Source organism: Nonomuraea purpurea (assembly GCF_042650645.1).
Classification (GTDB): Bacteria; Actinomycetota; Actinomycetes; order Streptosporangiales; family Streptosporangiaceae; genus Nonomuraea; species Nonomuraea purpurea.
The window spans coordinates 1-14,500 of sequence record NZ_JBHSBI010000063.1; the positions used below are offsets into that span (position 1 = coordinate 1).

The window sequence follows — 14,500 nt, forward strand, 5'->3', positions numbered from 1 at the left end:
CGACCTGGTCTGCGATCTCTACGTGACCACCCTCACGGAGTGAACGCATCAGATCCGAAAGTCAACCCCCGAAAGATTTACGGAGACGGCCACTAAGACACAGCGCGGTCATCTCCACCTCATCGCGCCGGTTGGTGGAGATCTCCCCACCGCGGCCATAGCACAGCACCGCGTTGGCGCGGTTCCACGCCTCGACCACGTTCAGCCCTTCCTCGATCTCCCGCTGCAGATCGCGATCCCGTAAGTACCGTGCGACGAACGTGGCACGTGCCGCACGGCCGATCTGCAGGATCGCCTGGTAGGCCGGATGGGACGCCGTACGGGTGAAGCGCGACAAGATGGCCTCGGTGGAGGCGGTGCGGGTGCGGATCGCGGTGGCGTACTTGATGACCTGGTCGTAATTGGCAGCGATGATGTCCCAGCGGATCGGCCTGGTCATCGCCGGCGCCAGGTTCGGATAGCGGGCCAGGTCTCCGTGGTCGGCCTGATACATCTTGACCCGGTTGATCCGCTTGATCCGCTTGATGCGGGGCAGCAGGTACTCGTCGTTGTCGAGGTACGCCTGGTAGTCGTCGGCGTCCATGAGACACACCCGGGCGGTCGAGTCGCGCAGCTCCACCTCGAAGCAGGCGCCGCCTGCAGTAGAGCCGAGGTCGAAGTAGAGGTGCTGCACACATCGTTTGTAGCTGGTCACGCGCTGGGCAGGAAGCCGGGTGCGGATCCGCGCTGGACGTTGCGTTCGCGGACTCCGCGGACAGATGCATCGCGCACGCGCGCACGAGCCCCCGAACTGAGCTGAAAGTGTCGGCCGCCCGGCGTACTGTGGGCGCCAGTGGCAGACTTAGCGCCTGCCCGCTTCCGAGCCGCTCGGCACCCACGTCGCCAGTGGTGACGAGGACAAGGGGCTGCACCTACCTCGTCGAGCCTTTACACCGCTCCGAGGACGCGACGCGGTTTGACCGCAGACGGAGGGCACGCCATGGGGGACACGGTTCAGGCTGGCGAGGTGATCGGGCGCCGTTACACGCTGGTCCGCAGCCTCGGGATCGGGGGATTCGGCCAGGTGTGGCTCGCCCACGACGAGGACCTGAACGTCAAGGTCGCCCTGAAACAGGTGCGCCTAGCGGGCCCGACCACACCCGAGGAGCAGCGGCAACGCATGGCCCGCGCGGTGCGGGAGGCGCAGCACGCCGCCCGGCTGCGCGACCACCCCAACATCGTCACCGTCCATGACGCCTTTGAGTACGACGGCAGTCCGTGGATCGTGATGCAGTATGTCGACGGCCGCACGCTCGCCGAGGAGTTGCGGCAGCACGGGCGCCTGCCGATCGACCAGGTCACCAGGATCGCCGAGGCGATGCTGGCGGCCCTGGGCGCCGCACACAAGGCGGACATCGTGCACCGCGACGTCAAACCCGCGAACGTCCTGCTCGCCACCGACGGCCAGGTGCTGCTCACGGACTTCGGCATCGCCGTCGCCCCCACCGATGCCACGCTCACCGCCTCCAGCGTGGTCATCGGCTCGCCCGGCTACGTGGCGCCCGAGCGGTGGCAGGGTGTCGAACCGGGCGCAGCGGCCGACCTGTTCGCCCTCGGAGTGACCCTGTACGAGGCGGTCGAGGGTGAGCCGCCTTTCGCGCGGCAGAACCCGATCGCGGCCCTGACCCAGGACCCCCGGCCGCCCCTGCACGCAGGGCGACTCGGCCCGATCCTGCTGCGGCTGCTGGAGAAGACACCCACTCGGCGGCCCGATGCCGCCGCCGCCCGCGCCCTGCTCCGGGCCAATCCGGACACCTCCCACACGCCCACAACGCCCACCAAGCCCATCACCACGGAGCGGCCCCCGGAGAAGGCGCCCGAGCGCCTGGCGTCCGGCGAAACCGCGACGATTACCAGCGATCGGATGGGGACGGTCAAGGCGCGCGGTCGGAGGGCGTCCGATTTCGGCGGCGAACTCGTGGGAGGGATATGCGTGATCATCGGACTGGTGGCGGGGCTCGCCGGCAAGGTGCTGATCGGCGACGATGATGTGGTCGCGAGCGGCGTGATCCTCTTCGCGGCCGGCTCGACCGGCGGCTACTTCTGCGGCTGGTTGCTTGGTGGCTGGCATGGGCTGTTCGGTGAGCTGGACAGCCTCACGGTCAGCCCCGGCGGGCTGACCGTGAGCGGCGAGCTACCGGCCGTGTACAAGTGGGGTGATCTGAAGGCGGTGAAACTCATGCGGTCCGGCGGCACCGTGACACTGGTCGCTACTGTCCGCCCGGAGCGCGTATCAGATACGAAATGGCGGCAGAAACACCCAGCCAAGATCGAAAAAGACGGCAACTCCAAGGTGTTCGTCGGACGCGGCATCCCCGCGAGTGACGCCGGTCGCGTGATGGGCGCGCTCTCTCACTACGCCGGGAACCTGTACAGCGGCCCGTCCAGCCTGCCCTGACACATGTCAACCCTTGCTTGGAGCGTATTTCGGCTGAGGCCACGCACGGGTCTGCCGCCTCCCACGGCACGCTGGCCCAGGGCCGAGCGCCGCAACGGCGCGCCCTGGCTCTGTCCGTGATTCTCCGGTCATGACCGTCGGTCCCTCGGCCCCCAAACGCCTGCTCTTCAGCCCCCAAGCACCCGGTTTCAGCCCCCGAACGCCGACGCGCGCTCCTCAGCCCAGGAGGCGAAGGTGCGAGCCGGTCGGCCGAGGATCCGTGCCATGTCGTCGGTCACCCGCGGCGACTTGCCGAGGTCGCGGGCGTACCTTGCCATGAGCGCCGTAACAAAGGGCTCGGGGATGCCGTGGGCGATCAGGCCCCGGGCGGCGGCTTCCGGCGGGACCTCCGCGTAGGACAGCGGCCTGCCGATGGCCCTGCCGATGATCTCCACCATCTGCGCGTGCGTGAGAGCTTGCGGGCCGGTCAGGTAAGTGCGCTGGTTCACCAGGTCGTCGGTCAGCAGTGCGTGGGCGGCCACCGCCGCGAGGTCGCGCTCGTCGATCGGGGTCTCCGCGAAGCCGGCGTACGGGCCGCGGACCACGTCGCCTGCCTTGATCTGGCCGCCCCAGCTAGTCAGGGTGTTGACCGCGAAGCTCGACGCGCGCAGGCTCGTCCATTCCAGGCCGCTGTCGGCAGCGGCCTCCTCCGCCTCCTTGTTGTGGTCACCGCGGAAGCGCGACGGCTGATGGTCGAGAGGTTCGTCGATGTTGATGGCCGACAGCGCCACCACCCGCCGCACCCCGTGCTTCTTGGCCAGCGCGACAAGCTCGGCCGCCGCTTCGCCTACGGCCCGTGGGTGCAGGAACAGCGCGGTGACCCCGTCCAGGTGCCCGGCGAGGGTGCTGGGCTGCGTTGGTTCGCCGATCACCACCTCGACCGTGGCGGGCACGGTGGCAGACAGGGCAGCGGGTGCGGTGGTGCGGGTGACAGCGCGGACCTTGGCGTTCGCGCCGGCGAGCAGGTCGACGAGGGGGCGGCCGATGATGCCTGTGGCTCCGGTGACGAGGATCATGGCAATTCCTTCCGCATGCCGTATGGTATGGAAACCATAACATCTAATTTGAAAGTCATATGATATGAGTTCCGTCACGTCTGGGGATGGGGATGACGCACGCCGTCGTAGGCGGGCCGCGGTGGCGATCAAGAAGGCGCTGCGCGAGCTCCGCAGCCAGCTGTCCCTACTCGATCGGCAGGTGAGCGCGCGGGCGGAGCTGAAGGACGTGGATCTCGACTGCCTCGACCTCATCGGTCGGCACGGGCCGATCAGCCCCACCGCCCTGGCGCGGCAGACCGGGCTGCATCCCGCCACGCTGACCGGCATCCTCGACCGGCTGGAACGGGCCGGGTGGGTGGCCCGCGAGCGCGACACCGCCGATCGCCGCGCCGTACTGATCAGGGCGCTGCCCGAGCGCAACGCGGAGCTGTTCCGGCTCTACTCCGGCATGAACCATGCGATGGACGAGATCTGCGCCGGGTATACGGAAGCCGAACTGGACCTACTGGCCGACTTCCTGCGTCGCGCCACCGGCGCCGGCCGCGACGCCACCGTCGCACTGTCGGGCGACTGAGACGCCCAGCCCCCATAGCGCCGCACTGCCGCCTCGAGTTCGAACTCGGGCAGCACGATCAATCCCGGTAACCGCCTGCACCAGGACGATTGCCCGTCCATGTGGGCGGACCGGGTGCGGGCGCCAGCTGTACGCGTTGCTCGATCGCCGACGCTGAGATCCGCTCCGCGCGCCGTGGCACGCGCGTCTGGCGATTGTAACTTGCGGGAATTCTGCCTTCCCGCAAGTTAGCTGGGGTTGCTCGCGACGCAACGGATCGTTTTTTCTGAATTTTATTTTCTGGAAAATCGAAAATGCTAGACTGGCGGCGTGACTGCAGAGAACAGCGTGGTGACGCTTTGTAAGCACTGTGGGGCGCCGATTGAGCAGCGGGCCGGGCGGGGGCGCCCGAAGGCGTACTGCCCGGGGAAGGACTGTCAGGCGGCGGCCAAGCGGGAGCGGGAGTCACGGCGGGCCACCCCCGGGTTGGAGGGGGCGCTGGCCAGGGCGGAGCAGCTGTACGACCGGATGGAGAATGGGCTGGCCTCGGCCATCGAGCCGCTGGCGCGGGCGTTGGCCGAGGAGCTGAGTCCGGCGGGTGTCGAGGCGAAGCTGAGCGCGGTGCAGGCGGAGGCGCACACGCGGGTCGCGATCGCGCGTACCGAGCGAGAGCAGGCGTTTGAGCAGGTACGGCTGGCGCGTGAGGCCACCGAGCATGCCCGGAGGCAGACGTCCGAGATGCGGGAGCGGCTCGAGGAGGCCGAGAACGAGCGGGAGACCGCGCTGAGCGATGCCGAGCAGGCGCGGGAGCAGGCGCTGGCCGCGTTGCGGGAGGCGGCGAGTACCGAACGGCAGGCGTTGCAGACAGCCGACAAGGAGCGGCGTCGCGCGGACGCGGCCGAGCGGCGGGCCAAGGAGGCTGCCCGGCAGGTTGAGCTGACGGAGCAGGCAAGGGATCAGGCGGTTCGGGAGTTGGCCGGCCGGGTCGAGTCGGCCGACAGGCGGGCGGAGGAGGCGCGGGCGCAGGCCGTACAGGCTGAACAGGACGCTGACCGGTCCCGGGAGGAAAGGGATCGGGCCCGGGAGGAGACGGCGGCGGCGATTCTGACGCGTGAGCAGGCCGAACGTGATGTGGTCGGCGCGAAGGCCCGGGAAGAGGCGGCGGCGCAGGAGCGAGAGCGGGCCGTGGAGCGCGCCATCGCGGCCGAGCGGACGGCGTCGGGGGCCGAACGTGACCGTGCGGTGGCGCTCAAAGAGGCCAGCCAGGCGGAGGCCGACGTGGAGCGGCTGAAGGAGAAGGTGGCGGCGGTCGAGGAAGAGGCGGCCGGTGCGGTGGCCCAGGAGCGGAAGTCGGTGTCACGCGAGAGGTCACGGGCTGATGCGGCGGTGAAGGAGCGTGATCGGTTGCGAGGGGAGCTTCGGTTGGAGCGGGTGCGGTTGGAGGATGTGCGGGCCGAGTTGGAGGCGGCGCGGGCGGAGGCGGCGCAGTTGCGGGAACGGGCGGTTGCGGCGGAAATGCGTTCGGCGTAGGAGGAGAGTGCAGGCATCGTCGCTGGTCTTCAGGCGGAATAGGGCGTTCCGAGCCTTCGGGCAGCTTTGCGGCACTACCGTGGTCGGTGTCGACGGCTGTCCGGTTGTTTCTCAACCTGGGCATTCATCGGCGCGTTCTGCTGCCCGCTGCCGTTGAAGAAGCCTGGAGCCCCTGCAACCGCCATGGCCTGGAGCGTCTCCCGGGCCTCTCGGCGCCGCCCTGCGTGTGAATTCTCTGGGACGGTGTCCGGGGGCGCCGTAGCGTCCGAGAAATTTCGGGCAGATATGATCGACTAGGCTCCTGAACTGCGGATCTTCGGGCTGTGGCGAGGGTGCTGGTTGGTCGCTCAGGTCTTCACCGACCAGGAACTTGAGGCACTGCGCCAGTTCCCCGAGATCGGGCGCGAGGAGTTGTTCCGGTTCTTCACCCTCCGTCCGGATGATGAGGTGGCACGGTGGCCAACCACGATGGTGTGGCGGCTGTCCGACCGTTGACACTGACTTGGGTGAGTCGGCACCTGGAGGTCGGCGAACGGATCGTCAGGACCGAGGCGCTGCCCGGCGGCATCACTGCCGACATGCGGAGGCTGACCATCGGCACGCGGGACGGAGGCACCCGTGACCTGGTGCTGCGGACCTTCGTCAACATGGAGCACGCCGAGGACTCGCTGAACAGGGAGGCTGGCGCCCTGACCCTGTGCACGGGGACCGGCGTGCCGGCTCCTGGACTGGTCGCGGTCGATTCGACCGCCGCGCATTGCGAGTATCCCTCGCTCCTTATGACACATCTGGCGGGCCGGACGGTCCTCGACGATGAGGGATTGGAGACGCGCGTTCCTCTGCTGGCCCGTCAACTCGTGGCGATCCATGCGTTGCGACCCGCTGAGCGGCCCCGGGAGTATGTTGCGTTGACGACCCCCGACGCCGTCGTGACTCCGAGGGGCGCCGACGCGGCGGCATGGGCCGCGGCGATCGATGTGATCCGCAGGCCCGCACCGCCCTATGAGGGACGGCTCCTGCACCGGGACTTCCAGCCCGGCAACGTGCTGTTCGACGTGCCGCCCCCAAGGCTGGCAGGTGCCCGGATCACCGGCGTCGTCGACTGGGCAGCGACCTGTTGGGGCCCGGCGGATCTCGACGTGGCGCACTGCTCCACCAATCTCGCGCTACTGCACGGACCGGCGTGGGGTCTGCGGTTTGCGGAGGCGTATGAGGAGGCCGGCGGTGTGCTGGCCGCGACCGCGGGCGAGCGGCTGTACTGGCAGGTGCGGGACGGGCTGGCGTGCTCAGAAGGAGTGCAGCTGGTGTCGCGGCCATGGAGGGAGGCAGGAAGGGCAGAGTTGACGACGCGTGCCGTGGAGGAGCGGCTGGATGCCTATGTCACCGCTCTGATGGACGCACTGGCCTGAGCCGGGCGCGGGCCGAGCAGCGGCGCGGGGTCGAGCGCTACCAGGAGTTGGTCCACCAGATCACCGCCGAGATCCAGGGGGTTGAGGAACATCTCTGCGAAATCGTGCGCTAAGCGTTCAAGGGCGCCTGTACCGGTTTGACCTGGGGCTATTTACCGCTGGAACCTTCGTGGGTCGTTTTGTCGATCTTCGGAGGGTGCTGTGGCGGTCGAGTTCCTGACCGATGAGCAGGCGGCTGGGTACGGGGCGTTCGGCGGGGCGCCGTCGCGTGCGGAGTTGGAGCGGTACTTCTTCCTGGACGACGCGGACCGGGAGCTGATCCAGGACAAACGCCGGGATCACAATCGGCTGGGGTTCGCGGTCCAGTTGACCAGCGTGCGGTTCTTGGGCCGGTTCATGCCCGACCCGCGGCAGGTGCCGGCGGAGGTGGCCGAGTACCTGGCCGAGCAGTTGGACATCGCCGACGCTTCGTGCCTGAAGCTGTACGGGGAGCGCGACGGCACAGCCCGCACGCATGCCGGGGAGATCCAGCAGGTGGAGGGGTGGCGGGACTTCGCTGAGGTCGCCGAGGACCTGCGGGAGTGGGTGGACGCGCGGGCGTGGACGACCGGGGACGGGCCCAAGGCGCTGTTCGACGCGGCGGCCGGGTGGCTGCGGGAACGGCGGGTGCTGCTGCCGGGGGCTACGACGCTGGAACGGCTGGTCGGCTCGGTGCGGGAGGTGGCCAACCAGCGGTTGTGGGACAGCCTGTACGGATTGCTGAGCATCGGGCAGCGGGCGGTGCTGGACTCGCTGCTTCAGGTGCCGCCGGGCGCGCGGGTGTCGGAGCTTGACCGGTTGCGGCATGGGCCGGTGCGAGTGTCGGGCCCGCAGATGACCAGAGCGCTGGAGCGGGCCGCCGAGATCGCCTCGCTGGGGATGGGCGAGCTGGATGTGTCGGCGGTGCCGCCGCGGCGGCTGGCGGAGTTGTCGCGGTATGGGATCGACGGCAAGGCCTCGCTGCTGCGCCGGCACAGCGATCCGCGCCGGTTGGCCACGTTGCTGGCCACCGCGGTGCACCTGACCACACGGGCGGTCGATGACGCCCTGGACCTGCTGGACGTGCTGATCGCGACCAAGCTGCTGGCGCGCGCCGAGCGGGAGACGGCGCGGGAGAAGATAAAGACGCTGCCGCGGGTAGAGCGCGCCTCGGCCAAGCTGGCGGCCGCGGTCCAGGTGCTGATCGAGTCGACCACCGAGCAGGTCGACACAGGCACCGGCGAGGTCTTCCCGCCCGAGGCCGACAGCGTGGAGGCGGTGTGGCAGCGGATCGAGGCGGTGGTGCCGCGCCGGGAGTTGGCCGCGGCGCTGGCGGCGATCGGCGAACTGGCGCCGCCGCTGGATTCCGACGCCGATGAAGCATGGCGCGCCCAGTTGGTCACCCGGTTCCCCACCGTACGGCCGTTCCTGGAACGCCTCACCACCGTGGTGGACTTCGGCGCCACGCCCGAAGGACTGCCGGTGCTCAAGGCATTGCGGTTGCTGCCGGGTCTGTCGGGCCGTAAGAAGGTCGCCCCCAGCGAGATCGACACCGGGCTGCTCGTCGGCTCCTGGAGGCGGCTGGTGTTGGCGGCCCCACACGCTGAGCCGGGCACGGTGGACTGGAAGGCCTACACCTTCTGCGTGCTGGAGCACTTCCACCGGATGCTGCGCCGCCGCGAGATCTTCGCCCGCAACTCCTCCAGATGGGGCGACCCGCGCGCCAAGCTGCTGGCCGACCATGCCTGGGAGCTGGCCCGGCCCAAGGTGCTGGCCAGCTTGAATCTGCCCGGCCGGGCCGAGGAACACCTGAAGGCGCGCGCCGAGCTACTGCACGACACCTACCACGAAGTCGCGGGCCGGCTGCCCGGCAATGCTCAGGTGGTGTTCGGCGACGACGGCCGGTTGCACCTGGCCGCGCTGGAGCCCCAGCCCGAACGCGCCTCGCTGACCGAGCTGCGGTCGGCGGTGAACGCGCTGCTGCCCAGGGTGGACCTGCCCGAGGTACTGCTGGAGGTGTTCGCCTGGACCGGCGCCGACACCGCGTTCACCTCCATCACCGGCGGCGAGGCCAGGTTGGGCGACCTGCACGTCACCATCGCCGCACTGCTGGTCGCCCACGGCTGCAACATCGGCTACACCCCGGTCATCGGCTCGGCCGAGGCCCTGACCCGCGACCGGCTGTCGCATGTAGACCAGACCTACCTGCGGCTGGCCACCTACCGAGCCGCCAACGCTACCCTGATCGCCAAGCAGCAGACCATCGCCCTGGCCAGCACGTGGGGCGGCGGCCTGGTTGCCTCGATCGACGGGATGCGGTTCGTCGTTCCCGTGCCGTCGGTGTACGCCCGGCCCAACCCCAAGTACTTCGGCCGTCGCGGCGGCGCGACCTGGCTCAACATGATCAACGACCAGGCCGCCGGGCTCGGCGGCAAGATCGTGGCCGGGACGCCGCGCGACTCGCTGCACGTGCTGGACGTGCTGTACGACCGCGACGGCGGCCGCCGCCCCGAGATGATCGTGACCGACACCGCCGCCTACAGCGACATCGTGTTCGGGCTGCTCACCCTGGCCGGGTACGCCTACGCCCCGCAGTTGGCCGACCTTCCCGACCAGAAGATGTGGCGGATCGACGCCCGTGCCGACTACGGCCCGTTCACCGACGCCGCCCGCGGCCGCGTCGACCCGGCCCGCATCGAACGGCATTGGGAGGACATCCTGCGGATCATCGGGTCGATCCACACCGGCGCAGTGCGCGCCTACGACGTGATCCGGATGCTGTCGCGCGACGGCCGCCCGACCCCGCTCGGCGATGCCATCGCTCACTACGGCCGCATCTCCAAGACCCTGCACATCCTGCGGATGGCCGACGAACCCGGCTACCGCCACCAGATCAAGGCTCAGGCCAACCTGCAAGAAGGCCGCCACGCCCTGGCCCGCAAGGTCTTCCACGGCCGCAACGGGCAGCTCTACCAGAACTACCACGAGGGCATGGAAGACCAGATCGGCGCGCTCGGCCTGGTCCTCAACGCGATCGTGCTGTTCAACACCCGCTACATGGACGCCGCCCTCACCCACCTGCGCGCCGGCGGGTTCGACGTGCGGGAGGAGGACGTCGCCCGGCTGTCGCCGTTCGTGCGGCACCACATCAACATGATGGGCCGCTACTCCTTCCAACTCCCGGAGATGCCCGGCGGGCTAAGGTCGCTGAACCCCACGCCGTGACGTTCGCCGGCCGACGGCCTCACTGGCTGTGACCCCCGAGACGCGCCTATCGGGGTGCGGTTACCGCGTCGCATTCCGATGGGTCGGCGGGATCGAGTTGTGAGGTGGTCTGGATGAGGGTGTCCAGTCGGTCGCGCGCGGCCAGGAGGTCGGCCGCGGCGTTGCTGAGCCGTTCCCGTTCGCGGTGCAGGTCGGGAAGCATCCCGGCGCAGGAGGGTGCCAGCGCCTCGCCGTCGTCGGTCATGCAGGGCAGCAACTCGCTGATCGTGGCGGTGTTGAGGCCGGCGGCGAGCATGAGGCGGATGCCCCGCACTGTGGCCGCGTCCTGCTGCCGATACTCGCGGTAGCCGCTGGGGCGTCGCAGTGGCCGGAGCAGGCCCTGTTCCTCGTAGTAACGCAGCGAACGCACGCTGGCGCCGGTGAGCCGGGACAGTTCTCCGATCCGCATGTGACGACCGCCACTTCCAGTTGACTCTCACATCGACGTGAGGGTTCAACCTATCGGCATGACAGATCAGTATTCATCCGCACGCGACACCGCAGTCACCGTCATCGGCCTGGGGCCGATGGGATCGGCGTTGGCACACACCCTTCTTGGCAAGGGCCGATCCCTGACGGTCTGGAACCGTACCCCCGGCAAGGCCGACGGCCTGGTAGCCGAGGGAGCGCACCGCGCGGCCACCGTCGCCGACGCCGTGGCAGCGAGCCCCGTCACGATCGTGTGCCTCAACGATTACGCGACCATGTACCAAGTCTTCGAATCCGCCGGCGCGCTCAGCGGACACGCGCTGGTGAACCTCAACTCCGGAACCCCTGCGGAAGCCCGCACGGCCGCCGTCTGGGCGGCCGAGCGCGACCTCGACTACCTCGATGGCGCGATCATGGTGCCGCCGGCCCTCATCGGGTACGACGGATCGGCCCTGCTGTACAGCGGAGCCCGCGACGTCCTGGACCGGCACCGGGAGATTCTGGCCGACCTGGGTGATCCCCGCCACCTCGGCGCCGACCCGGGCTTGGCGGTGCTGTTCAACACGGCACTGCTCGGCATGATGTACGCGACCATCAACGGTTTCCTGCATGCCGCCGCCCTGACCGACTCGGCCGGCGTGCCCGCGGCCGAGTTCGCCGAGATCGCGCTCGGCTGGTTCATGCCCGTGGTGCTGGACCCCGCCAGCCTCGCCGAACAAGCACCGAACCTGGACAAGGGCGTCTACCCCGGCGACCAGGGGACCATGCAGATGAACTTGAACGCCCTTGAACACATCGCCCGCACCAGCGTCGAGCAGGGCGTCCACCCCGCCCATCCGCAACTGATGAAGCAACTCGCCGAACAAGCGATCGCCCAGGGGCACGGCACCGAAAACTATTTCGCCCTGTTCGAGATTCTCAAGAACCCTGGCGCCGAGACCCCCCTGAGAGCCATGCGGCCGAACATCCGCAGCGGCTCGTAGGCCCTTACCTGATCGATGGCCAGGGAGCCACCACCCGCAGCATGTCCGGACAGTGCATGAACCCTGACGCCGCACGCGGATCACGGTTCTCACCGGTCTTGACCGGCAGCTCACCGGAACCGGTCGCCGGGCCCCAGCAGGCTGGTGAGCTCGGCGATCGCCTCCGGCGAAGGATGGAAGTAGCGGCGCACATTCTCGGTCTTCTTGTGACGCGACTTGGCCATCAGCATCAGCAGGCTCGCACCACCCTCACCCAGGTGGGTGAGGGCCGAATGCCGCATCTCGTGCAGGTCCCACCCTGTGCCAGGCCCGCCGAGTGCGGTGTGAGCGTCCAGCAGCGCGCGGGCCTGACCGTACGACAGGCGAGCAAACCCAGTGTGGGGACAGACATCGCGCGCGGAGACCACCTTGCCCGGCCCGGGGCGGCGGTGGGTGAGGAACACCGGGCCCCGGGCGCGGCCCTTGAGCAAGCGCGGCAAGAGCCGGGCAGTGCCGGCATCCCAGTACACCGTCTCCAGCACCACATCCTCGCGGGCCTGGCCGCGACGGCGGGTCTTGGCCCGGGCGCCCTTGGCCTTCACTCGGCACCGGCGGCCGACGAAGTCCAGGTTCTCGACATTGACGCCCAGGATCTCCTCAGCGCGTCCGGCAGTCTCGTACAGCATCCGGTACAGCGTCTTCTCCCGAAGCCCGACCTCGCGGCGCGCGATCAGCCGGTCGATCTCCATCCTGGAGCGCACCGGGGTCTCGGAGTCGGGGACCGCCAGCCGCTTGGTCCAAGCGGGAACGATCGGGGCGTCGTACCCGCGTTCGCGACACCAGGCCAGCCAGGAGCTGACCGAGGCACGACGGGCGTTCCAGGTGTTGACCGCCGCGCTGCCCCACAGCAGCTCCAGCGCCTCGCCGATCTCCTCGTCGGTCACCGACGCCAGCGGCTTGGCTTCGCCGAGCCGTTCAACGGTCTTGCCGATTCCGATTCCGTAGTTGCGGACGGTGTTCGGATTGCAGAGCGAGCCGAGGAACGCGTCGGCCGCCGTGGCGACGGTGAGCGTCTTCCCGGCGGTTCCGCCGGTCGGCAACGCCACGAGCTCGGCCACACCACTCCCTTGCCACAGATAATAGGCCGTTATCTGCGCCAAAACTTCAAGATTCTTCCGCGCCCCACCTCACCAGCGGCCCGACCAGCGACGACGCGGCTTAGCGCACGATCTCGCAGAGATGTTCCTCAACCCCCATCCACGCCGTGCTGGCCCTCGCCGACAGGGCTCGCCGCCACCACCATCAAAACGCTCGTGGCCAGTGCGACTTGGAGGTCGGCATCGAGGGCCTGCTCTGCGGCGGCAAGCGGTAATCCGAGGCGCCTCGGATTCGCCGCGTTTGAGGCTGCGTCACGGTTCCATGGCCTGGCGGGCGCGCAGGGCACGGAGCTTGTGGCGGTTTCCGCAGCGTTCCATCGCGCACCAGCGGCGGGCGCCGGGGCGGAAGGTGTCGACGAATACCAAGGGGCAGTTGTCGCTGGCACACTCGCGGATGCGTTCGGCGAGTGGCCCGGACAGCAGTTCGACCATCTCCCGTGCCAGGGTCGACAGCGCTTGCGTGGCCCGCACCGGCGGCGCCCATTCGGTGGTGGTGCCGTCGGCGGCGAGTTCCGGGGTCAGTGGCGCCGCGGTCGCGGCTCGGTTGATGGTCGCGAAGGGGGCCGTGCGGAAAAGGACCTGCCAGAGCAGGCATCTCCCACGCGGCCTACCCAACCCAACAAGCTGCAGGGCTACCGGGCGGTAGCCCTGCGCGCCGACAAGCGGGAGCGGATCTATCAGGGCACCATCGACGTCGCCTCGATCAGGATCTGGCTCCGCGACCCAGTCGCATGACGACCGAGCATCACCTATTCACCAGCTTCAACCGTGCACGGCGCTTCTTCGGGCTCATCCAACCACTTGCAGCGCCGCACCGTTGGCCGCTCTGCCAAGACCAGGGAGCTTTCCGCCAGGCGCGAGCATCCGCGCGAGACTTGCGGGTCTTGGTGCCGCGACCAGGGCGGACAGAGTTATCGCCATCCAGCCCAGGAAGCCATCGCCCGAGGCTTTTTCCTCATCTCAAGGGAAGCCGCGCGCAATGGATTATAGAATGCCGAGTACGTCTAAACGGATACCCATGCCTTGACGATGTGGCAGGCATAGCTATCGCCATATACCCGCGAATACGGCGCCTCATCTGTGGCCGACGCCCGCGTCTTCCATGGGCCGTAGATCGTGATTGAGTAAGGATACGTTGGTGAGTCGCACTGCGCTTTTACGCGATACCTCCCAAATCCGCTATCGCACCTGGCCCACGCCTGATTTGTTTGGCGGTCAGCCCAGCAATCATCGACTGCCGCCTGAGCGGGAGAGACAGGTGCGCCCAGCACGATGCTGGCCATAGCCGTCACTGTGAGGATACGGAGGGAGTATTTTCCTTGACGGTTCAACTGTGCCTGCTTTCGCGGACTAAAACTGCTGAATGACTGGACAGTAGACGCTGTTTAGACGGACGTCGCCCGCCACCGGCTTCAGACCCCAGGGCGGCACGATGGCCGACATGTCGTAGTACGCAGAGCCTGGTCGGCGACATGGACGATAAGCTCCGCGCCCGCTGGTCGGAGCAGCTCACGCACTAGGCCTCTTCTCAGGGAAAGTGAGATTACTTTGGCCGACCGAGAGCGGCGTCTACCTGTTCGGCGCCGATCACGATGATCACAAGACCAACCTCGATGACTCACGAGGTGGTCGTCCCTCCTGATCGGTTTCGACTGATGGAGGTTTCCGCCTGATCGTCCTGTTCAACCCGGGCGAGTGGTACGG

Annotated in this window: 12 protein-coding genes; 7 read left to right on the forward strand and 5 right to left on the reverse strand. The window is 68.5% G+C overall.

Going from position 1 to position 14,500, the window contains the following annotated elements; translation table 11 throughout:
* Positions 1 to 61: 61 nt before the first annotated feature.
* Complete coding sequence (locus ACFOY2_RS54140) at positions 62 to 673, reverse strand: Tn3 family transposase (RefSeq protein WP_379536024.1); 612 nt, start codon at positions 671 to 673, stop codon at positions 62 to 64.
* A gap of 306 nt (positions 674 to 979) precedes the next feature.
* Here ACFOY2_RS54140 and ACFOY2_RS54145 point away from each other — a divergent pair, with 306 nt between their 5' ends.
* Entirely contained in the window at positions 980 to 2,437 is a 1,458-nt protein-coding gene (locus ACFOY2_RS54145; protein WP_379536025.1) for a serine/threonine-protein kinase, read from the forward strand.
* A 188-nt stretch (positions 2,438 to 2,625) separates the two neighbouring features.
* On the opposite strand, the gene ACFOY2_RS54150 is transcribed toward ACFOY2_RS54145, so the two are convergent.
* The gene (locus tag ACFOY2_RS54150; protein ID WP_379536026.1) at positions 2,626 to 3,492 is read right to left on the reverse strand and encodes an NAD(P)H-binding protein; all 867 of its coding nucleotides are present in this window, start codon (positions 3,490 to 3,492) and stop codon (positions 2,626 to 2,628) included.
* Positions 3,493 to 3,613: 121 nt separating this feature from the next.
* Here ACFOY2_RS54150 and ACFOY2_RS54155 point away from each other — a divergent pair, with 121 nt between their 5' ends.
* The 5 genes from ACFOY2_RS54155 (at position 3,614) to ACFOY2_RS54175 (ending at position 10,209) form a co-directional block, all read left to right on the forward strand.
* Positions 3,614 to 4,048: a MarR family transcriptional regulator gene (locus ACFOY2_RS54155; RefSeq protein ID WP_379536027.1), complete on the forward strand. Its 435-nt coding sequence runs from the start codon at positions 3,614 to 3,616 to the stop codon at positions 4,046 to 4,048.
* A 309-nt stretch (positions 4,049 to 4,357) separates the two neighbouring features.
* Positions 4,358 to 5,557 carry a hypothetical protein gene (locus ACFOY2_RS54160; protein ID WP_379536028.1) on the forward strand — a complete coding sequence of 400 codons (1,200 nt, stop codon included), beginning with the start codon at positions 4,358 to 4,360 and terminating at the stop codon, positions 5,555 to 5,557.
* A 339-nt stretch (positions 5,558 to 5,896) separates the two neighbouring features.
* Entirely contained in the window at positions 5,897 to 6,052 is a 156-nt protein-coding gene (locus ACFOY2_RS54165) for a hypothetical protein (RefSeq protein ID WP_379536029.1), read from the forward strand.
* An 11-nt stretch (positions 6,053 to 6,063) separates the two neighbouring features.
* Positions 6,064 to 6,966 (forward strand): phosphotransferase family protein, encoded by a 903-nt coding sequence (locus ACFOY2_RS54170; protein ID WP_379536030.1) that lies wholly within the window; start codon positions 6,064 to 6,066, stop codon positions 6,964 to 6,966.
* 201 nt (positions 6,967 to 7,167) lie between these two features.
* Positions 7,168 to 10,209, forward strand: a complete 3,042-nt coding sequence (locus ACFOY2_RS54175; protein WP_379536031.1) for a Tn3 family transposase — start codon at positions 7,168 to 7,170, stop codon at positions 10,207 to 10,209.
* A 46-nt stretch (positions 10,210 to 10,255) separates the two neighbouring features.
* Here ACFOY2_RS54175 and ACFOY2_RS54180 read toward each other — a convergent pair whose 3' ends face one another.
* The gene (locus ACFOY2_RS54180; protein WP_379536032.1) at positions 10,256 to 10,657 is read right to left on the reverse strand and encodes a MerR family transcriptional regulator; all 402 of its coding nucleotides are present in this window, start codon (positions 10,655 to 10,657) and stop codon (positions 10,256 to 10,258) included.
* 58 nt (positions 10,658 to 10,715) lie between these two features.
* Between ACFOY2_RS54180 and ACFOY2_RS54185 the strand changes: the two genes are divergently transcribed.
* Positions 10,716 to 11,660 carry an NAD(P)-dependent oxidoreductase gene (locus tag ACFOY2_RS54185; RefSeq protein ID WP_379536033.1) on the forward strand — a complete coding sequence of 315 codons (945 nt, stop codon included), beginning with the start codon at positions 10,716 to 10,718 and terminating at the stop codon, positions 11,658 to 11,660.
* Between the two features lie 110 nt (positions 11,661 to 11,770).
* Here the strand turns inward: ACFOY2_RS54185 and ACFOY2_RS54190 are convergent, their stop codons facing one another.
* Positions 11,771 to 12,757, reverse strand: coding sequence for a tyrosine-type recombinase/integrase (locus tag ACFOY2_RS54190; protein ID WP_379536034.1), 987 nt, complete (start codon positions 12,755 to 12,757; stop codon positions 11,771 to 11,773).
* 291 nt (positions 12,758 to 13,048) lie between these two features.
* The gene (locus tag ACFOY2_RS54195) at positions 13,049 to 13,411 is read right to left on the reverse strand and encodes a CGNR zinc finger domain-containing protein (protein ID WP_379536035.1); all 363 of its coding nucleotides are present in this window, start codon (positions 13,409 to 13,411) and stop codon (positions 13,049 to 13,051) included.
* Between the last annotated feature and the right edge of the window lie 1,089 nt (positions 13,412 to 14,500).

Coding starts and splice junctions, on each gene's coding strand:
- ACFOY2_RS54145 (WP_379536025.1), top strand. CDS start 980: ATGGGGGACACGGTTCAGGCTGGCGAGGTGATCGGGCGCCGTTACACG.
- ACFOY2_RS54150 (WP_379536026.1), bottom strand. CDS start 3,492: ATGATCCTCGTCACCGGAGCCACAGGCATCATCGGCCGCCCCCTCGTC.
- ACFOY2_RS54180 (WP_379536032.1), bottom strand. CDS start 10,657: ATGCGGATCGGAGAACTGTCCCGGCTCACCGGCGCCAGCGTGCGTTCG.
- ACFOY2_RS54185 (WP_379536033.1), top strand. CDS start 10,716: ATGACAGATCAGTATTCATCCGCACGCGACACCGCAGTCACCGTCATC.